24 protein-coding genes are annotated in these 21,864 nt (G+C 65.2%); 11 read left to right on the top strand and 13 right to left on the bottom strand.

Annotation, left to right across the window (positions count from 1 at the left end; translation table 11 throughout):
- Nucleotides 1-277 precede the first annotated feature (277 nt).
- Genes ACK1U9_RS21035 through ACK1U9_RS21020 form a run of 4 tightly spaced genes read left to right on the top strand, consistent with a single transcriptional unit; the run spans nt 278 to nt 5,389 of the window.
- On the top strand, nt 278-733 hold the full coding sequence (locus tag ACK1U9_RS21035) for a (2Fe-2S)-binding protein (RefSeq protein WP_046615453.1): 456 nt from the start codon (nt 278-280) through the stop codon (nt 731-733).
- A complete protein-coding gene (locus ACK1U9_RS21030; protein WP_449110155.1) occupies nt 733-2,982 on the top strand; it encodes a molybdopterin cofactor-binding domain-containing protein in 2,250 nt (749 codons plus the stop codon). The genes ACK1U9_RS21035 and ACK1U9_RS21030 overlap by 1 nt, the downstream gene beginning before the upstream one ends.
- 17 nt (nt 2,983-2,999) lie before the next feature.
- The gene (locus ACK1U9_RS21025; RefSeq protein WP_449110154.1) at nt 3,000-4,343 is read left to right on the top strand and encodes a c-type cytochrome; all 1,344 of its coding nucleotides are present in this window, start codon (nt 3,000-3,002) and stop codon (nt 4,341-4,343) included.
- Nucleotides 4,344-4,369: 26 nt separating this feature from the next.
- Nucleotides 4,370-5,389, top strand: coding sequence for an XdhC family protein (locus ACK1U9_RS21020; RefSeq protein WP_322492670.1), 1,020 nt, complete (start codon nt 4,370-4,372; stop codon nt 5,387-5,389).
- Nucleotides 5,390-5,410: 21 nt separating this feature from the next.
- On the opposite strand, the gene ACK1U9_RS21015 is transcribed toward ACK1U9_RS21020, so the two are convergent.
- The 4 genes from ACK1U9_RS21015 to ACK1U9_RS21000 form a co-directional block, all read right to left on the bottom strand.
- Nucleotides 5,411-6,199 (bottom strand): substrate-binding periplasmic protein, encoded by a 789-nt coding sequence (locus tag ACK1U9_RS21015; RefSeq protein ID WP_085599086.1) that lies wholly within the window; start codon nt 6,197-6,199, stop codon nt 5,411-5,413.
- 167 nt (nt 6,200-6,366) lie between these two features.
- Entirely contained in the window at nt 6,367-7,008 is a 642-nt protein-coding gene (locus ACK1U9_RS21010) for a LysE family translocator (RefSeq protein ID WP_025338811.1), read from the bottom strand.
- A 50-nt stretch (nt 7,009-7,058) separates the two neighbouring features.
- The gene (locus ACK1U9_RS21005) at nt 7,059-7,259 is read right to left on the bottom strand and encodes a DUF1289 domain-containing protein (protein ID WP_012271937.1); all 201 of its coding nucleotides are present in this window, start codon (nt 7,257-7,259) and stop codon (nt 7,059-7,061) included.
- 8 nt (nt 7,260-7,267) lie between these two features.
- On the bottom strand, nt 7,268-7,585 hold the full coding sequence (locus tag ACK1U9_RS21000; RefSeq protein ID WP_046615458.1) for a hypothetical protein: 318 nt from the start codon (nt 7,583-7,585) through the stop codon (nt 7,268-7,270).
- A gap of 317 nt (nt 7,586-7,902) precedes the next feature.
- On the opposite strand from ACK1U9_RS21000, the gene ACK1U9_RS20995 reads away from it, so the two are divergent.
- Nucleotides 7,903-9,651 carry a BCCT family transporter gene (locus ACK1U9_RS20995; RefSeq protein WP_046615459.1) on the top strand — a complete coding sequence of 583 codons (1,749 nt, stop codon included), beginning with the start codon at nt 7,903-7,905 and terminating at the stop codon, nt 9,649-9,651.
- A gap of 66 nt (nt 9,652-9,717) precedes the next feature.
- Here the strand turns inward: ACK1U9_RS20995 and ACK1U9_RS20990 are convergent, their stop codons facing one another.
- Nucleotides 9,718-10,197 carry a VOC family protein gene (locus ACK1U9_RS20990; RefSeq protein WP_015270715.1) on the bottom strand — a complete coding sequence of 160 codons (480 nt, stop codon included), beginning with the start codon at nt 10,195-10,197 and terminating at the stop codon, nt 9,718-9,720.
- Between the two features lie 205 nt (nt 10,198-10,402).
- On the opposite strand from ACK1U9_RS20990, the gene ACK1U9_RS20985 reads away from it, so the two are divergent.
- Entirely contained in the window at nt 10,403-11,053 is a 651-nt protein-coding gene (locus ACK1U9_RS20985; protein WP_046615460.1) for a TIGR04211 family SH3 domain-containing protein, read from the top strand.
- 126 nt (nt 11,054-11,179) lie between these two features.
- On the opposite strand, the gene ACK1U9_RS20980 is transcribed toward ACK1U9_RS20985, so the two are convergent.
- Entirely contained in the window at nt 11,180-11,452 is a 273-nt protein-coding gene (locus tag ACK1U9_RS20980; protein ID WP_085599090.1) for a hypothetical protein, read from the bottom strand.
- A 106-nt stretch (nt 11,453-11,558) separates the two neighbouring features.
- The gene (locus ACK1U9_RS20975) at nt 11,559-12,467 is read right to left on the bottom strand and encodes a LysR family transcriptional regulator (RefSeq protein WP_196172829.1); all 909 of its coding nucleotides are present in this window, start codon (nt 12,465-12,467) and stop codon (nt 11,559-11,561) included.
- Nucleotides 12,468-12,591: 124 nt separating this feature from the next.
- Between ACK1U9_RS20975 and ACK1U9_RS20970 the strand changes: the two genes are divergently transcribed.
- A complete protein-coding gene (locus ACK1U9_RS20970; RefSeq protein WP_108479848.1) occupies nt 12,592-13,326 on the top strand; it encodes an SDR family NAD(P)-dependent oxidoreductase in 735 nt (244 codons plus the stop codon).
- Between the two features lie 16 nt (nt 13,327-13,342).
- Nucleotides 13,343-13,549 (top strand): tautomerase family protein, encoded by a 207-nt coding sequence (locus ACK1U9_RS20965; RefSeq protein ID WP_061551649.1) that lies wholly within the window; start codon nt 13,343-13,345, stop codon nt 13,547-13,549.
- Between the two features lie 23 nt (nt 13,550-13,572).
- Here the strand turns inward: ACK1U9_RS20965 and ACK1U9_RS20960 are convergent, their stop codons facing one another.
- Complete coding sequence (locus tag ACK1U9_RS20960; protein ID WP_196172830.1) at nt 13,573-14,454, bottom strand: LysR family transcriptional regulator; 882 nt, start codon at nt 14,452-14,454, stop codon at nt 13,573-13,575.
- 107 nt (nt 14,455-14,561) lie between these two features.
- Here ACK1U9_RS20960 and argC point away from each other — a divergent pair, with 107 nt between their 5' ends.
- Together argC and ACK1U9_RS20950 are read left to right on the top strand one after the other, a co-directional pair.
- A complete protein-coding gene (gene argC, locus ACK1U9_RS20955; RefSeq protein ID WP_108480602.1) occupies nt 14,562-15,503 on the top strand; it encodes an N-acetyl-gamma-glutamyl-phosphate reductase in 942 nt (313 codons plus the stop codon).
- Nucleotides 15,504-15,582: 79 nt separating this feature from the next.
- The gene (locus ACK1U9_RS20950; RefSeq protein ID WP_108480603.1) at nt 15,583-16,269 is read left to right on the top strand and encodes a GNAT family N-acetyltransferase; all 687 of its coding nucleotides are present in this window, start codon (nt 15,583-15,585) and stop codon (nt 16,267-16,269) included.
- A 96-nt stretch (nt 16,270-16,365) separates the two neighbouring features.
- Here the strand turns inward: ACK1U9_RS20950 and ACK1U9_RS20945 are convergent, their stop codons facing one another.
- The 5 genes from ACK1U9_RS20945 to ACK1U9_RS20925 all read right to left on the bottom strand — a co-directional run bounded on the left by ACK1U9_RS20945 (nt 16,366) and on the right by ACK1U9_RS20925 (nt 20,855).
- On the bottom strand, nt 16,366-17,121 hold the full coding sequence (locus ACK1U9_RS20945; protein WP_108480604.1) for an ABC transporter permease: 756 nt from the start codon (nt 17,119-17,121) through the stop codon (nt 16,366-16,368).
- The gene (locus ACK1U9_RS20940) at nt 17,121-18,326 is read right to left on the bottom strand and encodes an ABC transporter substrate-binding protein (RefSeq protein ID WP_153670819.1); all 1,206 of its coding nucleotides are present in this window, start codon (nt 18,324-18,326) and stop codon (nt 17,121-17,123) included. Before ACK1U9_RS20940 ends, ACK1U9_RS20945 begins: the two co-directional genes overlap by 1 nt.
- Nucleotides 18,313-19,134 (bottom strand): ABC transporter ATP-binding protein, encoded by an 822-nt coding sequence (locus ACK1U9_RS20935; protein WP_108480606.1) that lies wholly within the window; start codon nt 19,132-19,134, stop codon nt 18,313-18,315. Before ACK1U9_RS20935 ends, ACK1U9_RS20940 begins: the two co-directional genes overlap by 14 nt.
- A complete protein-coding gene (locus ACK1U9_RS20930) occupies nt 19,131-20,195 on the bottom strand; it encodes an acyl-CoA dehydrogenase family protein (RefSeq protein WP_196172832.1) in 1,065 nt (354 codons plus the stop codon). Before ACK1U9_RS20930 ends, ACK1U9_RS20935 begins: the two co-directional genes overlap by 4 nt.
- 99 nt (nt 20,196-20,294) lie before the next feature.
- The gene (locus tag ACK1U9_RS20925) at nt 20,295-20,855 is read right to left on the bottom strand and encodes a carboxymuconolactone decarboxylase family protein (RefSeq protein ID WP_085599111.1); all 561 of its coding nucleotides are present in this window, start codon (nt 20,853-20,855) and stop codon (nt 20,295-20,297) included.
- Between the two features lie 103 nt (nt 20,856-20,958).
- Here ACK1U9_RS20925 and ACK1U9_RS20920 point away from each other — a divergent pair.
- A partial coding sequence (locus tag ACK1U9_RS20920) for an AraC family transcriptional regulator (RefSeq protein WP_449110153.1) occupies nt 20,959-21,864 on the top strand: 906 nt, incomplete at its 3' end.

Below are 21,864 nucleotides of genomic sequence, written 5' to 3'. Positions count from 1 at the left end.
GCCTTGTGTCGCGATGGGCCGCAAAGCGGCCCCTTACGATACTGCATGCTGCCCTGGGGCCGCTGCGCGCCCCATCGCGACACAAGGCCGCTCCTACAGGCGATAGCGCACATCGCCGCTTGCGCATTTCACCGAATTGCTTGCCTGATCCTCTGAACCTGCGCCCGCCAACAGACCAGCGGTCACCCCGCTGTGCTAGCGTTTCTGCACTGGGGAGCACCGTATTCCCCGATCAGAAGAAACCAAGCGACAGCAACCGTTGACGGGCAGGTGAACCATGGAACTACGCATCAACCAGAAGACCTACCAGGTCGAGGCAGACGCCGATACGCCCCTGCTGTGGGTGATCCGCGACGACCTGGGGCTGACCGGCACCAAGTATGGCTGCGGCCTGGCCCAGTGCGGCGCCTGTTCGGTGCTGGTGGACGGCAACGTGGTGCGCGCCTGCGTCACCCCGGTGGCCGGCGTGGTCGGGCGCGAAGTGACCACCATCGAGGCGATCGAGGCCGATGCCGTCGGCAAACGCGTGGTCGCAGCCTGGGTCGAGCACCAGGTGGCCCAGTGCGGCTACTGCCAGTCCGGCCAGGTAATGGCGGCCACGGCGCTGCTCAAGCACACGCCCAAGCCCAGTGACGCCCAGATCGAGGCCGCCATGGTCAACCTGTGCCGCTGCGGCACCTACAACGCCATCCATGCCGCCATGCATGAGCTGGCCCAAGGGGAGAAGGCCTGATGAACACACCAGTCGATACCCCCGCCGAACTGCTCAGGCTGCAACTGGGCGAAACGGTCAACCTGTCGCGTCGGCGCTTTCTTGCCGGCACGGCTGTCGGTGCCCTGGTGCTGGGTTTCGGCCTGCCCATGGGGTCGGCCCGCGTGCAGGCAGCCGCCGCCGCAACCCCGGAGCGCGGCACGCAGGTGCCGGCGTTTCTGGAGATCCGACCGGACGGCAAAGTGCGCCTGCTCAGCCCGTTCATGGAAGGTGGCCAAGGCCCCTTCACCGCCATGGCGCAGATCGTGGGTGAAGAGCTGGACGTCGACCCGGCCAATTTCGTGGTCGACAGCGCGCCGCCCGGCGAAGCCTATGTAGTGATGGAGAACGGCATGCGCATCACCGGCGGCAGCATGTCGGTGCGCATGAGCTACCCGACCATGCGCCGCCTGGGCGCCCTCGCCCGGGCCATGCTGCTGCAGGCGGGCGCCGAGCAGCTGGGCGTGCCGGTCGAAGAACTCTCCACCACGCCGGGCCATGTGGTACATACCACGACTGGCCGCTCCATTCCCTACGGTGAACTGGCCGGGCGCGCCATGGACCTGCCAGTACCGGACCCAGCCAGCGTCAAGCTGCGCGACCCCAGCCAGTTTCGCTGGATCGGCAAACCGGTACGTCGCCTGGATGCCCACGACAAGTCCACCGGCAAGGCCGTATACAGCATCGACATCAAGGTCGACGGCATGCTCCACGCCGCCGTGCAGCACGCACCACGCCTGGGCATGACCGTCGGTAGCCTGCGCAACGAAGACCAGGTCAAGGCCATGAAAGGCGTGCATTCGGTGCATCAGCTGCCGGGTGCCGTGGCGGTGGTTGCCGAACGCTGGTGGCACGCCAAGCGCGCGGTCGAAGCCATCCAGGTGGACTGGAAGGAGCCCGCGGCCGACAGCCCGGTACGGCCGATGCCGGCCGATTTCTCCAGCGATGGTTGGCGCGAGCACCTGGCCACGGTCACGGGCCCGGCGCGCGACGACGAAAACCAGGGCGACGTGGCCGGTATGCTGGCCAGTGCCAAGACCCGAGTCGAAGCAACCTACCACAACCAGTACCTCAACCACGCACAGCTGGAGCCGCCGTCGGCACTGGCGCGCTTCAACCCGGACGGCAGCCTGGAAGTGTGGCTGCCCAACCAGGCGCCGGACATGTTCCGTGACGACATTGCCAAACGCACCGGCCTGGCCCCGGCGCAGATCACCCTGCATTCGCCGTTGCTGGGCGGTTTCTTTGGCCGCCACTTCCTGTACGACTCGGCCAATCCCTATCCACAGGCCATTGCCTTGGCCAAGGCGGTCGGCCGGCCGGTGAAACTCATCTGGAGCCGCGAAGAGGAATTCCTCCGCGATGTGTTGCGCCCGGTCGCCGTGGTCAAGTTCCGCGCCGGGCTGGATGCCGATGGCCTGCCGGTGGCCCTCGAAGCAGTCAGCGCCACCGAAGGCCCGACCGAAGCCATCGCTGGCAAGCAAGGCGAAAAACTCGACCCTACCGCGCTCGAAGGGCTGTCGGGCAAGTCCTACGCCATCGCCAACAAGCGCATCGCGCAGATCTATGTAAAAGGCCCGGCCATGCTCGGCTACTGGCGCTCGGTGGGCAACTCGCTGAACGACTTCTTCTATGAATCGTTCCTCGACGAGCTGGCCGACAAAGGCGGCAAGGACCCGTTCGAACTGCGCCTGCACCTGCTGCGCGACAACCAGCGCCTGACCAACCTGTTGCAGGCCGTCGCAGAGCTTTCCGGCGGCTGGAAGCGTGGGCCGTTCACCGCCGAGGATGGCAGCAAGCGGGCGCGTGGCGTGGCCATGGCCTCGCCGTTCGGCTCGGAGGCAGCGGTCATTGCCGAGGTGTCGATCGAGAATGGCCAGGTCAAGGTGCACGACATCTGGCAGGCCATCGACCCGGGCAGCATCGTCAACCCGGCGATCATCGAGCATCAGGTCAACGGCGCCGTCGCCCTGGGCCTGTCGCAGACACTGCTGGAAGAAGCGGTGTACGTGGATGGCAAGCCGCGCGCGCGCAACTACGACCTGTACCCGATCCTGCCGCCGTCGCGCATGGCCAGGGTACACGTGCGCATTGTCGAAAGCGGGGCGAAGATGGGCGGCATCGGCGAGCCACCGTTGCCCGCAGTGGCACCGGCGGTGGCCAACGCAGTCGCGCAGCTCACCGGCCAGCGCGTGCGCAGCCTGCCATTGAGCCGCCATACCTTCAGCTGAGCAGACAAGGACGCCCCATGACCCATCGTTTCGCAAGAACTGCTGGCTGGCTGGCGCTGCCGTGCCTGGTCGCGGCAGGCCTGCTGGCTTGGTACGTCACCCGCGAGCCCGCCTCGCCATTTGCCGATGTGCAGGCCACCACTGCCGACCCGGCGCTGGTCAGCCGTGGCGAGTACGTGGCCCGCCTCAGCGACTGCGTGGCCTGCCACAGCCTGCCGGACGGCAAACCGTTCGCTGGCGGGCTGGAAATGGCCACCCCGCTGGGGGCGATTCACGCCACCAATATCACCCCCGACCGCAGCACCGGCATCGGTGGCTACAGCCTGGCCGACTTCGACCGTGCCGTGCGCCAAGGCGTCGCGCCCGGTGGCCGGCGGCTGTACCCGGCCATGCCCTACCCGTCCTACGCCAAGCTCAGCGATGACGATGTAAAGGCGCTGTATGCCTTCTTCATGCACGGCGTGCAACCCGTGCAGCAAGCCAACCTTGCCAGCGACATTCCCTGGCCGCTGAACTGGCGCTGGCCCATTGCGATGTGGAACGGCCTGTTCGCCGCCACCGCTCCGTACGCCGATCAGGCCGGGCAGGATGCGCAGTGGAACCGCGGCGCCTACATCGTCCAGGGCCCTGGCCACTGTGGCAGCTGCCATACGCCGCGCGGCCTGGCCTTCAACGAAAAGGCCCTGGATGACAGCGGCAAGCCATTCCTCGCTGGTGCCCTGCTCGATGGCTGGTATGCACCGAGCCTGCGTGCCGACCCCAACACCGGGCTGGGTCGCTGGAGCGAGGCCGAGATCGCGCAGTTCCTCAAGACCGGCCGCAATCGGCATGCGGTGGTATTCGGCTCGATGACCGAGGCATTCAACAACTCCACGCAATTCATGAGTGACGACGACCTGGCCGCCATCGCCCGCTACCTGAAGTCGCTGCCCGGCGACCCGCAACGCGACGGTGCGCCGTGGCAGTACCAGGCCGAAACGACGGCCGCGCTGCTCGACAGCCCTGGGGGGCATACCTATGTAACCCGCTGTGCGTCGTGCCACGGCCTGGATGGCAAGGGCCAGGCCGAATGGATGCCACCTTTGGCAGGCGCTACTTCGGCACTGGCCAAGGAAGACGCCTCGGCGATCAATATCACCCTCAATGGTTCGCAGCGGGTGGTGACGGCCGGGTTGCCCGATGCGTATCGCATGCCGGCCTTCCGTGAGCAATTGAGTGACCAGGAAATTGCCGATGTGCTGGGTTTCGTGCGCAGTGCCTGGGGGAACCATGGTGGCGCGGTGAATCCGCAGGCGGTGGGCAAGTTGCGTGGGCATACCGACCCGGCCAGCAGTAGCCCGATCATTTTGCACATGCGCTGAAATTTGGTGGCTGTACCGGAGTACCCATGGAAAGCATCGACCTGCTGGTCCTGCGCACCACCCGAGACTGGCTCGCCGCCGGCCACCGCACCTTGCTGGCTACAGTCGCCCGCACCTGGGGCTCCTCCCCCCGCCCGGTCGGCTCGATGATGGCCCTGCGCAGCGACGGCCGTGTGGTCGGCAGTGTCTCCGGCGGCTGCATCGAAGACGACCTCATCCACCGCTACACCAGCGCCTACGGCGGCCCCGGCATGCCCGGCGGCCTGCCCCAGGTGGTGCGCTATGGCGTCAGTGCCGATGAGGCACACCGCTTCGGCCTGCCCTGTGGCGGCACCCTCGAACTGGTGCTGGAATTCGCCCCGTCGCTGCCACACCTGGAGCAACTGCTCGCCGACCTCGACGGCGGCAATCTTGTACGCCGTGGGCTTGACCTGCGCAGCGGGGAGACCAACCTTACCGCCACCACCACGCCCGAACTGTTCAGTTTCGATGGCCGGCACATGCTCAGCACCCTGGGCCCCGGCTATCGCCTGCTGCTGATCGGTGCCGGCGCGCTGGCCGAATACCTGGCGACCATGGCCCTGTTCAATGGCTTCAGCGTTTCACTGTGCGATCCGCGCCCCGAGTACACGGCAGGCTGGAACGTTGCCGGCGTCAACCACCTGGCCGGCATGCCGGACGACGTGGTCCGCGCCTTCGCCCCGGACCTGCGCAGCGCAATCGTCGCCGTCAGCCACGACCCCAAGCTGGACGACCTGGCCCTGCTCGAAGCCCTGCACAGCCCGGCGTTCTATATCGGTGCCATCGGCTCACGGCGCAACAGCCAGCTGCGCCGCGAGCGGCTGATCGAACACTTTGGCGAAAGCGAAGCGTCGTTGCAGCGCCTGCACGGTCCTATCGGCATCTATATCGGTAGCAAGACCCCGGCCGAGATTGCCGTCAGCGTCATGGCCGAGATCCTCGCTGCGAAGAACGATGTCACCCTGCCCGGCGCAGTCAGTGTGACCCGGGCCAAGGAAGCCGAACAGCTGGCCCGGTCCCTGTAGGAGCGCATACCAGGCTGCTATTTATTGCCAACGCTCCAGGTTTTGCTGCAGCAGTTGCTCCGGCAACGCACCGGCAACGATCTTTTCCATCTCCTTCGCCAGTGCCTCACGCAGCTGCGGCTGGTTGCAGGGCGAATCATGCGACAGCGCCAGGTACAACCCTTCGCTGGATATCGGTGGTTCCAGCACCTGCAAAGTGTCGGCAATCCCCAATGTGCGCGCCAGCGCCAAGCCGGGATACTGCTCGTACACCACGTAATCGCTGCGCTTGTGCATCAACTTCTCGAATGCCTGCCTGGCACCAGGTACCGCTTCGAGGGTGAGGTTGGTCCTGGCGTAATCGTCGAACTGCTGGCCGTGGCTGTTGTTGACCAGCGTGCCGCCTTTGCGGCCCTTCAGGTCGGCCCATTGCCGGTAGGCAAAGGCATTGTCCTGGCGCACCCAGATAACGCTGGGTGTATGCAGAAATGCCGGGGTGATGAAGTCCATCTGTTGCTGGCGGACCTTGGTCAGGAAATACCCGGCCATCAGGTCGATCCGGCCCGTGCGTACCTCTTCCTGGGCGCGCGACCACGGCCCGCCGTAGACCACCTCGATTTCCAACCCCAATTGCTCGCCCAGGTACTTGAGCAGGTCGGCATTGGCACCGATCAGTTGCTGGGGGTTTTGCGGATCGCGCCACAGGTAGGGGGGGTATTCCGGGTTACCGGTGGCAGTCAGCCGCCGGCATTCCTCGTGCGCTACCGCCACCAGCGGCAGCAGCAGGCACGGCAATAACAGCAAAGCGTGGCGAAAGCAGCGCTCGATCATCGACAACCCTCGGCACATGTGACCTCCGCAGACCTGGAGCGGTGGCCAAAGGCTGCCACATCCTGTGGTCGACTGCAGCACCCCTCTGTGCGTGCTGTAGACAGTCTGGACCATGCATGGCCATCAGGTTGGCCATTTATCGGCCAGCGGGGAGCGCCCCTCGTACTTCAGGCCCCCTGCCGGCGCATCGCCAGGATCGCCGCACCAAAACCGATAAAGGTGGTGCCCACCACCCGGCTCACCCAGCGCGACAACGACGGCCGGGTCAGCACGCCCTTGGCCCGCGCCGCCAATGCGGCATACAGGCTCAGCGAAACCAGCGACAACGCAACGAATATTCCGGTCAGGATCAGGAACTGCGGCAGCAACGCCGCACCTTGGTCGATGAACTGCGGGAACAGTGCGGTGAAGAACATGGTCGCCTTGGGGTTGGTCACTGCCGTGAGGAAGGCTGACTTGTAGAGCTTCAGCGGCGTGGGCCGGACCTTGGCCACACCCTCTGCGGCGCCCTGCGCCAGCATCGGGCTCTTTTTCAGCAATTGCCGCGCCCCCAGGTAGAACAGGTAGCCCGCCCCCAGGATCTTCACGGCGTTGAACAGCATTTCGGAACTGGCCAACAGCGCGCCAAGCCCCAGCATGGCAGCTGCCGAAAGGCAGAACAGGCCCGAGCCATTGCCCAGCGACGACCAGATCGCGCTGCGCTGGCCATGGGCCAGGCTGTTGTTGATGGCCATGAGGGTGGCAGGGCCGGGGCTGGCGATCGCGATGGCAGCGACCAGGGTAAAGGCAAACAGCGAGTGAGAATCCATTTTCAGGCTCGTCAGACAATCAGGAAAGGCCGCGCGCAGGGTGCGCAGGTTCAGTCGGCATTCTGCCGCTTGGCCGCCTTCTTGGCGATAGCCTTCATCCGCGTTGCCGCCCGCTGCACGGTGGCCATCTTCTCGGGGCGCTTCATGCCCCGCCATTTGCGGATTTCGTCACGGGTGCGACCGCAGCTCACGCACAACTCGCTGTTGAGCTGGCACAGCGAGACGCAGGGGTTGTCGATGTCTTTGGCCATGCCGCCACTCAGCCAGGCATTTCTGCCTGCGCGCGCTCAGCGGCGCGGTGGAACACCTGGCACACTTCTTCGGCCTTGACCTTGCTGACCGACCTGGCAGCCAGCAGCTCGTCGACCACGCGCAAGCCCTGTTCCAGGGCGGTGGCCAGTTGCTCGGGGTCGGAGGCGTCAGCGATGTCACCCAGATAAGGAGCGATGAGATACACGTAACGGTCCTGCAGCTTGAGCGCTTCCAGCGCGTCGAGGGCTTTCTGGAACCGATCGGCAGCGGCAGGGCTCATGCTCAATTTATCGAAATGAATCAGGCTCACACGGTCAGTGGCCATTTGGACGAATCTCCGTTTCCTGGTACGGCCAGGCCCACAAGCAGCAACGCTTCTACGGTGCTCGGATGTGCAGGCCCGGGGAATGCCCATCAGGTTACCAGAACGCGAAGCAGAAAGGGCCATCGCCCCCAGAACTAAAAGTAGTTGGCAGGTCGCGTAATGGACGCCCCGGGGCGTAATCGGGACAGGAGCCGCCGTTTCGCGCGCAGGATAATCCAGCCAGCAATCTCCCCGCCGAGGCAGTCATCGAACTCGGTAGCCCACACAAAACTACAAGCCTGCACCAGCAGGTAAGCCAGAAAGGGGCCTCATCATTCATGGCAAAGGAACACATCACCGAAACGCTCGACCTTGGCGTGACGGACCCCTCGAAAACCGCAGAAGCACGCCAGGACCGGCGTTTCGAGGGCAAGCTCGACTGGATCGTCTTTGGTTTCACCAGCCTCCTGGCTATCGCTTTCGTCCTCTGGGGCTTCCTCAACCAGGCCAGCCTCGCCACCAGCGCCTCCAGCGCGCAATCCTGGGTCATTCTCAACTTCGGCTGGTTCTTCGTGCTTACCTCCACGCTGTTCGTGGTGTTTGTGTTGTGGCTGGCCGCCAGCCGTTACGGCCGGGTCCCGCTGGGCCGTGATGGCGAACAGCCGGAATTCCGTACGGTGTCGTGGGTGGCGATGATGTTCAGCGCCGGCATGGGCATCGGTCTGATGTTCTTCGGCGTTGCCGAACCGCTTTCGCACTATGTGTCGCCACCGCCAGGGACGGCCACCGGGCAGTCCAGTGAAGCGATGCAGGTGGCCATGGCCACCACGCTGTTCCACTGGACGCTGCACCCCTGGGCCATGTACGCCATCGTCGGCCTGGTGATTGCCTATGGCACCTTCCGTCGCGGCCGCTCGCAGCTGATTTCCGCCGCCTTCCGGCCGTTGATCGGCAAGCATGCCAACGGCCCGCTCGGCCGCCTGATAGACATGATGGCGATCTTCGCCACGCTGTTCGGCTCGGCAGCCTCGCTGGGCCTGGGCGCGCTGCAGATCGCCGGTGGCCTGGAATACAACGGCTGGATCGAAAGCCCCGGCAAGCTGTTCTACATATCGATAATCACCCTGCTGACCATTGCCTTCGTCACCTCGGCGGTGTCGGGCATCGGCAAGGGCATCCAGTGGCTGTCCAACACCAACATGGTACTGGCGCTGGTGCTGGCGTTGTTCGTGTTCATCGTCGGCCCGACCCTGCTGATGCTCAACCTGCTGCCAACCTCGATCGGCATCTACGTCAAGATGCTGCCGGAAATGATGGCCCGCACCAACGCCAGCGGCGGCGAGCAGATGAACAGCTGGCTGGCCGGCTGGACCGTGTTCTACTGGGCCTGGTGGATTTCCTGGACGCCGTTCGTGGGCATGTTCATCGCCCGCATCAGCCGCGGCCGCACCATCCGCCAGTTCGTTACCGGGGTGCTGCTGGTACCGAGCCTGGTCAGCCTGGTGTGGTTCACCATCTTTGGCGGCGCGAGTATCGACGCCCTGCGTGAAGGCGCCTTCCAGCTGGCCAACGGTGCGGTCAACAGCAACCACGCGCTGTACCAGTTGCTGGAAAGCTACCCGCTGGCCTCGGTGACATCGGTGCTGGTGATGGTGCTGGTGGGCATCTTCTTCGTCTCAGGTGCCGATGCGGCCTCGCTGGTGATGGGCACGCTGTCGGAGCATGGCACCACCACGCCATCGCGACGTACAGTGATCTTCTGGGGCGCACTTACCGGTACTGTTGCGGCAATCATGCTGGCGATTGGCGACCCGCGCGACCCCGGCGAGGCGCTGACCGGCCTGCAGAACCTGACCATCGTCGTGGCCCTGCCGTTCGTGGTGGTGATGGTGCTGCTGTGCCTGGCGCTGTACCGCGACCTGCGCAAGGACCCGATGATGCTGCGCCACCTGCGCGGCAACGAACTGATCGAGAAGGCCGTGCTGTATGGCGCGGTGAAGCATGGCGAAGAGTTCTACATCGTGGTGCAGGAGAAGAAGACTTCGACCAAGCCGGCGTCGGCAGAGGCCGAAGTGACCGGCAACTGACCTGGCAAGTTTGTGGAATCGGGGGCTGCTGCGCAGCCCCCGATCAAGATGCCTTCACTGCCATGGTCAGCCCTTCAACGCCGCCTCTATCCTGGCCACATCGATCTTGCCCATCTGCATCATGGCATCGAACGCCCGCTTGGCCGCCGCCCGGTCGGGGTGGCCGATGGCTTCGATGAGGATGCGCGGGGTGATCTGCCACGAAATCCCCCATTTATCCTTGCACCAGCCGCAGACGCTGGCCTCCCCGCCGTTGCCGACAATGGCATCCCACAAGCGGTCGGTCTCGGCCTGGTCCTCGGTGCTGACTTGGAATGAAAACGCCTCGCAATGCGTGAAGGCCTTGCCTCCGTTGAGGCCCACGCAGGGAATACCCATGACGCTGAACTCCACGGTAATCACGTCACCCTGTTTCCCGGATGGATAATCAGCAGGTGCCTGATGCACCGCTATCACTGTCGTGTCAGGGAAGACGCTGGCGTAAAAGTTCGCGGCCTCCTCGGCGTCGTTGTCGTACCAGAGGCAGATTGTGTTCTTGGCTGTCATGGTCTTGTTCCATGAAAGGGTGTGAGCCTTTGAGTCTAGTCTCACAGTCGCCGGTTGAAGCCTTGCAACATCCTGCAGACATTTCCGACATCAGGTAGTGAACCTGCTTACAAAAAAACGGTCTTTCGCTGACGGTCAACCCACCGACCGGTTCATCGGCCCAGTCACCGGGCCTACTTTTGTCCTGTTTCAGCGAAGACCCAACATGCCCGATTCCCGCCCGAATGCTTCCGCCCTCACTGCCCTGCGCGGCGGCCTGATCGCCACCTTGGTGGCCCTTGCCGCACCGGTGCACGCCGAAGAGCCTGCCAGCGATGCACGCTGGGTCAGCGACAGCCTGAGCACCTACGTGCGCAGCGGCCCCACCGATGGCCACCGCATTGTCGGCACGCTCAAGTCCGGGCAGAAGCTGACCCTGATCGGCAGCCAAGGCAACTACAGCCAGGTGCGCGGGCAGAACGGCGATGTGGTGTGGATCCTCAGCAACGATCTGCAGTCGGTGCCAGGCCAGAGCGAGCGCCTGCCGCAGCTCGATGCCCAGGTCGCGGACCTGACCGGGCAGTTGAAGAACATCGACGACAGCTGGAAAAACCGCGTACAGGGCATGCAGGAAACCCTGGACTCACGCAAGAAACTGATCGACGAACTGGAGGCGCGCAACAAGGCGCTGAATGAACAGCTCGACCAGAGCCAGTCGCAGCTGCGCGATACCCAGGCCCGCCTGGGGGACGAGAACAAGCAGGTGATGATGCGCTACATGGTGTATGGCGGCAGCATCGCCGGCGCGGGCTTGCTGGCGGGGCTGATTCTGCCGGCGCTGACCCGTGGGCGCCGGAAGAACGATCGCTGGTTCTGACTGGGCCTTCCTGCACTGGCCTTTTCGCGGGCTTGCCCGCTCCCACAGGATTTCCAACAGGCTCAAGGCCTGTGCAGTACCTGTGGGAGCGGGCGAGCCCGCGAAGAGGCCAGTGCAGGACTGCAGCTACTTCCCGCGCGCCTTGTTGTAGATGGTCTTCGCCCGGTCAGCGGAGGCCTGGCACTTTTTCATGTCATTCGCAGCCTGCCCTTCCTTGGCCTGCTTCAACAACTCGTGATAGTCGTGCGCCATGCCACCGTGCAGTGCCTGGCCATCAGTCTTCTGAATTTCTTCAAGCTCCTTGATCTTGGCCGCACAGTTGCTCGCCGGGTCTGCGTGTGCGGCAAAACTGAGGACCGAGGCAATCACCAGCAAAGGTATGCATTTCGTGGATTTCATGGAGCGTTCTCCTGGAAAACCTGAAGGGTCGTCGAGATGACATTGGCTCGACGCAGCAAACAGCATAGTCGGCCATACGCCCCGGCGCCTCGCTTCAGCCCGGGGGCTATGCCCCCTCGGCAAACAGGAAATCGATGAACACCCGCACCCGCAGCGGCATGTGCCGGGCCTGGGGGTAGATCAGCATGAACGGCCGCGAGGTGCCGCCAAACTCGGCGAGCACTTCCACCAGTTCGCCGCTGGCCAGTGCGTCCTGCACGGTAAAGCGGTAAGCCTGCATCAGCCCGCCGCCATGGCGCACCAGCGTGGCGGTGGCGAGGAAGTCGCCCAGGCAGGTGAACCCACCCTGGGTTTCGATCTCCACCTGCTGGCCATCCTGGCGGAAGCTCCACGGCGGGCGTCGACCACTGCTGGGCAGTTCGAACTGGATGCACTCATGTTGCAGCAAATCGTGCGGTGTCCGTGGCGTGCCGGCACGGGCCAGGTAGCCCGGCGTGGCCACCACCACCAGTTCGGCATCTTCCAGGCGACGCGCCACCAGCCGCGAATCGGCCGGCTCGCGACCACGAATGGCCAGGTCGAACGGCTCCTCGGCAAAGTCGACATTGCGGTTGCTGACATGCACATCCACCTGCACCTTCGGGTAGCGCTGGCGAAACCTCGGCAGCAGCGGCAACAGCCGGTGATGAGCATAGGGCGTGGGTGCACTGATACGCAGGCGGCCGCTCGGCTCGACCTGCCCGCCCGTGACCTGGCGCTCGGCCTCGACCAGTTGCCCCAGTGCTTGCCGGCATTGCTGGTAATAGGCCTGGCCGGCTGCAGACAGGCGCATCTGCCGGGTGGTGCGGACGAACAGGCGCACGCCCAGACGCTCTTCCAGGCGCGCCACGCTGCGGCTGACTGCCGCCGGCGTAACACCGGCCTCCGTGGCCGCAGCAGTGAAGCTGCCGCTGTCGGCGGCCAGGCAGAAGAGCTCCAGGCTGCCCAGTTGCAGGTCATCGAAATGGCGGGTCATGACGGCTCGATTGATTACATGATGTATCGATTGAAATGCCGAGCTCCTCATTTTTCAAGTGCTTATTGCAACCTACAGTGGCTTCACACCGAGCCCCTGGCTCACTTCACTGGAGATCATGCACATGAACACGCCACGCACCGTCATCATTACCGGGGCCTCGAGCGGCCTGGGTTTCGCCCTGGCCGAGGCCTTCCTCGAACGCGGCGACAACGTGGTCGGCAACGCCCGTAGCCAGGCCCGCCTGGAGCAAGCCGCAGCCCGCCTCGGCAACCCTTCGCGCTTCATCGGCGTGGCTGGCGACATCGCCGAGCCAGACACGGCGCAGCAACTGTTCACCAGCGCCGAGCAAGCCTTTGGCGGGGTCGACCTGCTGATCAACAACGCCGGCATCTTCATTGCCAAGCCGTTTGCCGAGTACAGCGAAGCCGATGTCGACGCTCTGGTCGGCACCAACCTCAAGGGGTTCTTCTACCCAGCCCAGGAAGCGGCGCGGGTCATGACCAGGCAAGGGCATGGGCAGATCATCGCCATCACCGCCTCCATCGCCTTGCAACCGGATACCCGCGTGCCAGCCCTGCTGCCGGTACTGGTCAAGGGCGGCCTGAACCAGGCGGTGAAAGGCCTGGCGCTGGAACTGGCAGCCAGCGGCGTGCAGGTGAATGCGGTTGCACCTGGGATCATCGACACACCGCTGCATGGCGGCAACACACAAGGCATGGGCGTGCTGTCACCCAGTGGCCGCACCGGCTCGCCGCAGGATGTCGTGGATGCAGTGTTGTACCTGGCCGACTCACGCTTCGTCAGTGGCGTGATCCTGCCGGTGGATGGCGGTAGCACCGCTGGCACCTGGCACTGACAGAGGAGCGAGAACCATGCCCTATGTTCACATCCGCGTGACCGATGAAGGCGTAAGCGCTGAGCACAAGCGCCAGCTGATCGAACAGACGACCCGCATGCTGCAGCAGGTGCTGGGCAAGCCGCCGGCCAGTACCTTCGTGGTGATCGAAGAGGTGCCGACCGATAACTGGGGGGTTGGTGGAGAGACAGTGACCGCAGTGCGGGCCCGAGAGCGAGGGTGACCCCAGGGGCTGCTGTGCAGCCCCTACTGACGCAACCGCTCCAGCGACTGCAACACATACCCCGTGGCCAGCTCCACCTGCCCTTCCCGGCAGGCAATGCCCAGTTGCCTCCACAACCCCGGCCGCAGCGGCCGGCGGGCAATGCGCCGGTCCAGCTCGGCCGACGCCCCCTCCTGCGGCAGCAACGTCGCCCCATACCCGGCCCCGACCAGGCTCTTGATCGCATCGTTGTAGTTCAGCTCGATTCGCGGCTCGGGGTACAACCCCGCTGCCGCGAACCACTCGCCGGTCACCCGCGAAAGCTGGGTGCTGCTGTCGTTGAGGATCAACGCCCGCTGCGCCAGCCAGGCCGGCGTGACCCTGGCCGGTGGCTGCCAGTCGGCCGGCACGTAGGCCAGGATCGGGTCACGCCGCCAGGGCGTAACCGCAAGCCCTTTGCCGGCAACCTGCGGCAAGGCCACCAGGCCGATATCCAGCGTGCCCTCGCGCAAGCGCGCCAACGAGGCCTGGGAGGTCAGCACCTGTACCTGCACATCGATCCCCGGGTGCACCGTGCGCAAGTGCTCCAGCGCCTGCGGCAGCAGGTGGGCGATGGCGCCGGTGGAGGCACCCAGGCGCACCCGGCCCGTCAGGCCCTCGACCTGCCGGCGCACTTCATCCAGCGCCAGGTCGGCGTCGGCCAGCAGGCGGCGGGCACGGGCCAGCAGGGTTTCGCCAATGACCGTGGGCCGCACCTGGCCGCGGGTGCGGGTAAGCAACGAGGCGCCGATGCGCGCCTCCAGCTCGGCCACGTGCAGGCTGATGGTGGGCGGTGCCAGGTTGAGCTGGCGGGCGGCTTCGGCAAAGGAGCCCAGGTCTGAAATGACCACCAGGGTGCGGAGGCGATCGAGGCTGATTTCGCGCATGGGCCAACTCGTTCAGGAAAGATGAATATCTCGATCATCATATTCAAATTTTCTTTACCAGAGCCACAAGCGAGCATAGGCCATCCCTCCCCGATCGGACTTTGACCATGCACACCCCTGTTGTCTTCATCGACGGTGACCAAGGCACCACCGGCCTGCAGATCCATGCCCGCCTGCAAGGCCGCAGCGATCTGCGCCTGCTGACCCTGCCCGAAGCCGAGCGCAAAGACCCGCACCGCCGCCGCGAGGCAATCAACAATGCCGACATCGCCCTGCTGTGCCTGCCCGACGATGCTGCCCGCGAGGCCGTGGCGGCGATCCACAACCCGCAGGTGCGGGTGATCGACGCAAGCTCCGCGCACCGTACCAGCCCAGGCTGGGTCTATGGCCTGCCGGAGCTTGACGAGCAGCAAGCCGAGCGCATCGCGCACAGCAAGCGCGTCAGCAACCCCGGCTGCTATCCCACCGGCGCCATCGCCCTGCTGCGCCCACTGGTCAAGGCCGGCCTGCTGCCAGCGGATTACCCGCTGAACATCCACGCCATCTCCGGCTATTCCGGCGGTGGCCGCGCCGCAGTCGAACGGCATGAACAGCCCGCCGTCGGCAAAACCCCAGCCCTGCAACTTTACGGCCTGGAGCTGGCACACAAGCACGTGCCGGAAATCCAGCAGCACGCCGGGCTGTCGGCGCGGCCGATGTTCATGCCCGGCTACGGTGCCTACCGCCAAGGCATCGTGTTGAGCATCCCGCTGCAGTTGCGCCTGCTGCCCGGCCAGGTCAGTGCCGAACAGCTGCAGGCCTGCCTGCAGCAGCACTACCAGGGTGCCCGCCATGTCCAGCTGATGCCCCTGCACCAGCACGGCGCAGCGCCGAACCTCGACCCCGAGGCGTTGAACGACAGCAACGACCTGCGCCTGGCGCTTTACGCCAACCCCGAGCATGGCCAGGTGCTGCTGACCGCAGTGTTCGACAACCTTGGCAAAGGTGCCTCCGGTGCGGCGGTGCAGAACCTCGACCTGATGCTCGGTGCATTGCAGGTACAAGGCTGATCGGCAAAACCGGTTAGACTGTGCAGCCCGCGCCCGCACGGCGCGGGCCGTCCATCCACCCGCCGGAGCCCGCACCCCGATGTTCATCCTGAGCCGCCTCGACAGCGTGCCGCCTGAATCTTTCCAGAACCAGATCCGCGAACTGGTGATCCACAATGTCGGCGAACTGAGCAGTGTCGCCATCTGCGCCGACAACCCGCTGTACCCGCTGTACCAGTATGGCGTCGGCATGGAGGTGCACCAGTACCTGCAAGCACTGGACGGCACCCGCGGCCTGGCCGTGGCGCTGACCCTGGCGCTGGATGCCGAGGCACCGGACCAATTGCTGGGGTTCGCCCTGTCACTGCCGGCCGAGGACGATGACCAGGCGTGCGCCCTGGCGTTCCTCGCCGTGCGCGCCAGCCATCGTCGCCAGGGCATCGCCCGCGCCCTGCTGGGCGACCTGCAGGCACGCCATGCCTGCGTCGAGCTGAATGCCTTTGCCAGCCAGGTACCGTGGTTCGAGGCGATGGGCATGCAGGTGGTGGCCGCCAATGGGCCGCAGGTACTGATGAGCAGTACCGGGCGGGCTAGCGGCGCGCTGATCGGGAGGCTGGATATTGCGCCGATCTACCAGACGGCGGAAGTGATGCAGATCCATACCTACCTGCTCAACCAGCAGGGTGAGGATGCGATGATCGAAGCGGAACAGATGCGGGATGAGCGGCTGGACGAACTGACCGCCCAGGCCCAGGAGTGTGTACGGCAGCGCAAGACCGTGCATTGATCAAAGGGCCTGTTCGCGGGCTCGCCCGCTCCCACAGGATTTCACAAAGCCAAACTGTGGGAGCGGGCAAGCCCGCGAAGAAGCCCCACCGGCCCTTCAGCCATGCACCCAACGCCGATGCAGCCCACGCGCCAGGGCATCCAGCACAAACCCCAGCACCCCGATCAGCAGCACCATCGCCATCAGCTCGGAATACGCCAGCCGGTCGCGGGTATCGAGAATGAAATACCCAAGCCCCGCACTCACCCCGAGCATTTCGCACGGCACCAGCACGATCCACAGGATGCCGATGGCCAGACGCACGCCAGTCAGAACATGGCCGATCACCCCGGGCACAATCACCTTGCACAAGGTCTCCCGGCGCGTGGCACTCAAACTGCGGCTCAACTGCAACCAGCGTGGGTCCAGCTGCCTTACCCCGGCCGCCGTGTTCAACAGGATCGGCCACAACGCGGCAAACGCCAGCAGGAAGTAGATAGGCTGGTCCCCCACGCCCATCAGCATCACCACCACCGGCATCCACGACAGCGGCGAGATCATGCGCAGGAACTGGAACGCCGGCGTGGTCGCAGCCTCCAGGTGCCGGTAGCTGCCCACCAGCAAGCCCAGCGGCACGCCGATCAGCAGCGCCAGCAGCAGCCCTACCAGGATACGTTTGAGGCTGACCCAGATATGCCCGTACACCTCGCCCTGCCCCAGCAACTCGACCAGGCTGGCCAGGGTCGCTGCCGGCGAAAAGCGCGCCGACAGGCCATCGGCCTGGCCAAACAACGCGACACCGGCCCACCACAACAGCAACAAACCCAGCAACCCAGCCAGCCCCAGGCCGGCATGAACGAAATGCGTGCGCATCAGACCGCAAACTCCTCGCTACGCTCGAAGTTATCGCCGATGCCGAACACCGACGGCCCGCCAACGCTGGCGATGGCGTTGCGCACGAAGCGGTCGTCGACCAGGTCGCGGGCGGTCTGTGCCGGGTCCAGGCCGGCCAGGAACGCGCTGTCACCCTCGATCAGGGTGGTTTTCAGGCGCTTGACCAGCTCTTCGGTGTAGCTGGGGAACGGGTAAGGCTGGAAATCGATGCGCCTTTCGTCCCACTGCTGGTGGCGAATGGCGCCACTGGCAATGTAACCGGCACGGTCCTCGGCGGCCGGTGCCAGCACTTTGCCGAGCACCGCAGGTTCATGCGGGGTGTACTTGTTGGGGCCGGCCTTGGACAACAATGCGGCGGCCTCGGCGCGGTGATCACGGGTCCATTGCTGCGCCTTGACGATGGCGTTGACCACCTTCTGCGACCACTCCGGGCGGTTGTTCAGGTCGTGCTCGTGCATGAACACCACGCAGCAGGCGTGGTTGCGCCACACATCGCCGGTAAAGCGTTGCACGCGGCCAACCTTGAGGTTCTCGGCCAGGGCGTTGAATGGCTCGGCGACGATATAGCCAGCGATGCGCTTGCTGGCCAGCGCTGGTGGCATGTCGGACGGCGGCAATACCAGCAGGTTGACTTCATTGCCAGCCAGCGGCGCATTGGCAGGCTTCGACACCGGGGTCAGGCCATTGTCGTTGAGCATCTGTTGCAGCACCACGTTGTGGATCGAGTACCAGAACGGGATGGCCACGGTCTTGCCACCGAGCTGTTTCATGTCGCTGATGTCCGGGGCCACGGTCAGGCCTGAACCGCCCACGTGGTTCCAGGCCACCACCTTGGCCGGCACCTTGCTGCCGTAGCGGGCCCATACGGTCATCGGCGACAGCAAGTGGATGACGTTGACCTGGCCAGAGATGAACGCCTCGATCACCTGCGCCCAGCTGCGCAGCAGCACCGGGCGCTCGGCCTTGATGCCTTCGGCCTCGAACAGGCCGTTGTTGTGCGCCACCAGCAGCGGCGTGGCGTCAGTGATCGGCAGGTAGCCGATACGCACCGGCGCGTCCGGCTCGGTGGCGGCACGGGCTTGCAGGCTCGACAGCAGCGGCAGCGCACCGGCAGCCGTGAGCATGGCGCCGAGCTTGAGGAAATCGCGACGCGAAGAAGAGGAACAGCAGTCATCCATGCACATGGACAGCCTCCGAGGGCAACGGGGTTGGGGTAGGTTCGACTGTGCGGCTTGCCCGCCGAAGGGTTTTGAGGATTTCGATGCGCAAGGCGCCCAGTTCCTCGACCCGCTGCGTCCGTGGTTGCGGCAGGTCGATGTGCCACTGCCCGAGGGTGTGCGCTGGGTGGTTGCCCAGTAGCAGAACGCGGTCGGACAGCAGCAGGGCTTCGTCGATATCGTGGGTGATCAGCACCGCCGCCGTGTTGTGGGTGGCGATCAGTTGCAGCAGCAGCTGCTGCATGTCGGCCCGGGTCACTTCATCCAGCGCGCCGAACGGCTCGTCGAGCAACAGCACTTCGGGCTGACGAGCCAGGCAGCGGGCCAGCGCGGTGCGCTGGGCCATGCCGCCGGACAACTGCGCCGGGTACTGGCCGCGAGCATGGGCCAGGCCCACGGCGGCAATCGCATGGTCGATGCGTGCGCGCCGCTCGGCGGCGGCAACTTTTGGCTGACGGGCGAAGTCCAGGCCGAAGGCGACGTTCTTCTCCAGGCTCAACCAGGGCAACAGGCTCGGGTCCTGGAAGGCCACCGCCAGGCGTGGGTGCGGGCCTTGCAGCGGCTGGCCGTGCAGGGTCACGCTGCCACCGCGGGGCTGCTGCAGGCCGGCCAGTACCCGCAACAGGCTGGACTTGCCGACCCCGCTCGGGCCGAGGATGGTCACCACTTCGCCGGGGGCCAGCTGCAGGTCGAACTGCGCCAGCACCGCCTGCCAGCCCCCCTCGCGCGGGTAGCCCAGGCTGATGTCGCGGGCTTCGAGCAACACTTGGCTCATGCCGCGCCCGCCTGGCGTTGCAGTTCGGCGCGCAGTTGCACCAGGCTGGGCGTGACGATCGGCACGAAGGCCGACTCGCGCCAGCGGCGGGCAAAGCCTTCGCCATACTCGCTGAGGTAGGCCTTGCCACCACTGGCCTGCAACTCCAGTTGCACGGCGTCGGCCGCGCTTTCGGCCAGGGTGATGCGCAGCTTGAACAAGGCTGCTGGCTGCTGCTGGAAGCGCCCATCGAGCAGGCCCTGCTTGAGCTCGCTCACGGTATTTTCCAGGCGCTCGCCGAGCACCTGGCGTGCTTCGTCGAGGAACGAGGCACGGCCATGCAGGTGTGCCTGCACTTCCGCCAACGCCCGCCGCGCAAGGCCAATGGCCATGCCGCACTGCAGCGCCAGGAACGCCGGGCGTACCCGGGGCAGGAATTCGCGGGCATTTTCGTGCAGCAACCAGCCACGCTGCAATTGCACCTGGTGGAAGGCCAGTGCAGCGGTGTTGCTCGACTGCAGGCCCATCAGTTGCAGGTCGTCGGAACGCTCCAGGCCCTGTGCGTCGGACGGAATGGCCAGCACGAACGGTGCGCCACCGGTTTCGTCTTCGATAGCCGCAGCCACCACGAAGCCGCTTTTGCGCAGGTTGGTCACCCAGTGCAGGCGCCCTTCCAACTGCCAGCCATCGGCTTGCGGGCGCCCTCGAACCTGCAGCGCTTCGATGCCGGACAGGAACTTCATGGCATTGGACAGCCCGGTGGCACCAGCCAGTTCGCCAGTCAGCAGGCGCGGTAACAGCTGCTCGCGCAGGGGCTGGTTGGGGCTGTGCAACAGGTATTCGATGAAGGCGCGCTGGCCCCAGCAGACGAACGCCGCTGCCAGCGAGCGGCTGGCGATTGCGGCGATGGCCTCGACCGCGTCGGTTACCTGCCCACCGGCGCCGCCCAAGGCCGGGTCGACACCGACACGCAGCAGTTGCGATTCGGCGATTTGCGCCAGCACCAGCTGCGGCTCGCACTGGCCCCGGTCAATGGCCTCGGCATTGGCATCCAGCCAGTGTCGAAATGCACAATCTTGCATGGTCTTGCTCCTTTGAAAACGCCGGGGCCGCTTGGCGGCCCATTCGCGGCACAAGGCCGCTCCTACAACGATCGCGCTACGACCGGTATCGCACGCGGATCAAGCAGAAGGTTGCCAGCGGTACTTGCCGAGCTCGTCATTGAGCGGCGTCTGGGCGAACACATTAGCAAAGTTGCACAGGGTTGCGAGGCTCACACCCAGAATCACCTCAAGGGCATTGCCCTCGCTGAAACCGGCTGCGCGGAAGGCCTGGTAAGTGGGTTCGCTGACATTGCCACGGGTGGCGATCACTTCGCGGGCGAACGCAGCCAGGGTTTCATAACGGGCATCGGGCAGCTCGCCACGGGCACGCAGGGCATCGACCACCTCCTGCGGCAGCTTGGCCTTGTTCAGGGCCACAGCCGTGTGGCCGGCCACGCAGAAGTCACAGCCATGCTGGGTGGCTGCAATCAACTGCACCACTTCACGCTCGGCCAGGCTCAGTTCGGATTTGCCGTTGAGTGCCGAAACGGTCACGTAGGTTTCCAGTGCCGCCGGGGCATTGGCCAGCACGCCCAGCAGGTTGGGGATGAAGCCGGAATTCTTCTGGGCGTTCTCGAGGAACGGACGAGCCGCTTCCGGGGCGCTCTGCAGCGTGTGTAAAGTAATGCGCGAGGACATGGAGTGGTCTCCTTTTGATGGGTGTCGCTACAGTCTGTTGGTTATAAGAACTACCCTCCATATTCATCAGTCGCCTTTCCTTGCTCTTGAGTCTTTGCATTAGATGATTTCGTCCAGCCATCTTGTCGATTGGTTATTAGAGGGCCTGGAGCTCGATGCCAGCCTGTTCCATGTTGGCCGCTATTGCGGCGGCTGGCACGCCAGCACCGAAGGCATGGGCCGGGCCAGCTTCCACCTGGTGGTGCAAGGGCATTGCTGGCTGCACATCGATGGCCAGCCCGAGGCGCTGCGTCTGGAGGCCGGCGATGCGGTGTTCCTGCTGCGCGATCTCGGCTATCGCCTGGCCAGCGACCAGGACCCGGCCAGTGCTTGCGCCCAGCCGCGCCAACACATGCAGGCCATGGACGCCGACGCGGTCGATGGCGTGGGGTTGGTATGTGGTTTCTTCCATTTCAGGCCGGGCTTGTCGGCGCTGATCGTCGAGGGCTTGGCTGACTGGATATTGCTGCGCGCCGATGAACCGGCCGGGCATGCGGCGCGGGCGTTGTTCGAGCTGATCCTGGAGGAATGCCGGCGCGCCGCCGGGCCGTCACAGACGCTGCTGGAGCGGCTGACGCACTTGTTGTTCCTGTATGTGCTGCGCCAGCAGGTGCATGCCGGGCAATCGCTGGGCGGGCTGGTCGCCCTCGCCCGGCAACCGGCGTTTGCCGGGTTGCTGGAGCAGTTGATCGAGCAACCAGGGCAAGCATGGACACTGGAAAGCATGGCCGCCTGCACCGGGTTGTCGCGGTCGGCATTTTTCAAGCGTTTCAATGAGCTGGCGGGGCAGTCGCCGGGGCAAGTACTGCTGGCGTTGCGCATGCGCCATGCCAGCCAGTTGCTGCGGGCGGGGCATACCGTGGAGCAGGTGGGGGCGCAGGCGGGGTATCAATCGGTGGCGGCGTTTACCCGGGCGTTTGCCAAGGCGATGGGGGTACAGCCGGGGGCGTATCGGCGAGAGCATGAGGGG

The organism is Pseudomonas sp. XP1 (assembly GCF_053557675.1).
This window is presented reverse-complemented; position numbering and strand designations above follow the sequence as displayed.

Excerpts from the sequence above, each read along its gene's own strand:
- ACK1U9_RS21025 (WP_449110154.1), top strand. The coding sequence starts at position 3,000 with ATGACCCATCGTTTCGCAAGAACTGCTGGCTGGCTGGCGCTGCCGTGC.
- ACK1U9_RS20960 (WP_196172830.1), bottom strand. The coding sequence starts at position 14,454 with ATGCGCGAAATCAGCCTCGATCGCCTCCGCACCCTGGTGGTCATTTCA.
- ACK1U9_RS21015 (WP_085599086.1), bottom strand. The coding sequence starts at position 6,199 with ATGATCGAGCGCTGCTTTCGCCACGCTTTGCTGTTATTGCCGTGCCTG.
- ACK1U9_RS20965 (WP_061551649.1), top strand. The coding sequence starts at position 13,343 with ATGCCCTATGTTCACATCCGCGTGACCGATGAAGGCGTAAGCGCTGAG.
- ACK1U9_RS20925 (WP_085599111.1), bottom strand. The coding sequence starts at position 20,855 with ATGTCCTCGCGCATTACTTTACACACGCTGCAGAGCGCCCCGGAAGCG.
- ACK1U9_RS20970 (WP_108479848.1), top strand. The coding sequence starts at position 12,592 with ATGAACACGCCACGCACCGTCATCATTACCGGGGCCTCGAGCGGCCTG.
- ACK1U9_RS20940 (WP_153670819.1), bottom strand. The coding sequence starts at position 18,326 with ATGTGCATGGATGACTGCTGTTCCTCTTCTTCGCGTCGCGATTTCCTC.
- ACK1U9_RS20950 (WP_108480603.1), top strand. The coding sequence starts at position 15,583 with ATGTTCATCCTGAGCCGCCTCGACAGCGTGCCGCCTGAATCTTTCCAG.
- ACK1U9_RS20990 (WP_015270715.1), bottom strand. The coding sequence starts at position 10,197 with ATGACAGCCAAGAACACAATCTGCCTCTGGTACGACAACGACGCCGAG.
- ACK1U9_RS21030 (WP_449110155.1), top strand. The coding sequence starts at position 733 with ATGAACACACCAGTCGATACCCCCGCCGAACTGCTCAGGCTGCAACTG.
- ACK1U9_RS21010 (WP_025338811.1), bottom strand. The coding sequence starts at position 7,008 with ATGGATTCTCACTCGCTGTTTGCCTTTACCCTGGTCGCTGCCATCGCG.
- ACK1U9_RS20945 (WP_108480604.1), bottom strand. The coding sequence starts at position 17,121 with ATGCGCACGCATTTCGTTCATGCCGGCCTGGGGCTGGCTGGGTTGCTG.
- ACK1U9_RS21000 (WP_046615458.1), bottom strand. The coding sequence starts at position 7,585 with ATGGCCACTGACCGTGTGAGCCTGATTCATTTCGATAAATTGAGCATG.
- ACK1U9_RS21035 (WP_046615453.1), top strand. The coding sequence starts at position 278 with ATGGAACTACGCATCAACCAGAAGACCTACCAGGTCGAGGCAGACGCC.
- ACK1U9_RS20975 (WP_196172829.1), bottom strand. The coding sequence starts at position 12,467 with ATGACCCGCCATTTCGATGACCTGCAACTGGGCAGCCTGGAGCTCTTC.
- ACK1U9_RS20995 (WP_046615459.1), top strand. The coding sequence starts at position 7,903 with ATGGCAAAGGAACACATCACCGAAACGCTCGACCTTGGCGTGACGGAC.
- ACK1U9_RS20935 (WP_108480606.1), bottom strand. The coding sequence starts at position 19,134 with ATGAGCCAAGTGTTGCTCGAAGCCCGCGACATCAGCCTGGGCTACCCG.
- ACK1U9_RS20930 (WP_196172832.1), bottom strand. The coding sequence starts at position 20,195 with ATGCAAGATTGTGCATTTCGACACTGGCTGGATGCCAATGCCGAGGCC.
- argC (WP_108480602.1), top strand. The coding sequence starts at position 14,562 with ATGCACACCCCTGTTGTCTTCATCGACGGTGACCAAGGCACCACCGGC.
- ACK1U9_RS21005 (WP_012271937.1), bottom strand. The coding sequence starts at position 7,259 with ATGGCCAAAGACATCGACAACCCCTGCGTCTCGCTGTGCCAGCTCAAC.
- ACK1U9_RS20980 (WP_085599090.1), bottom strand. The coding sequence starts at position 11,452 with ATGAAATCCACGAAATGCATACCTTTGCTGGTGATTGCCTCGGTCCTC.
- ACK1U9_RS20985 (WP_046615460.1), top strand. The coding sequence starts at position 10,403 with ATGCCCGATTCCCGCCCGAATGCTTCCGCCCTCACTGCCCTGCGCGGC.
- ACK1U9_RS21020 (WP_322492670.1), top strand. The coding sequence starts at position 4,370 with ATGGAAAGCATCGACCTGCTGGTCCTGCGCACCACCCGAGACTGGCTC.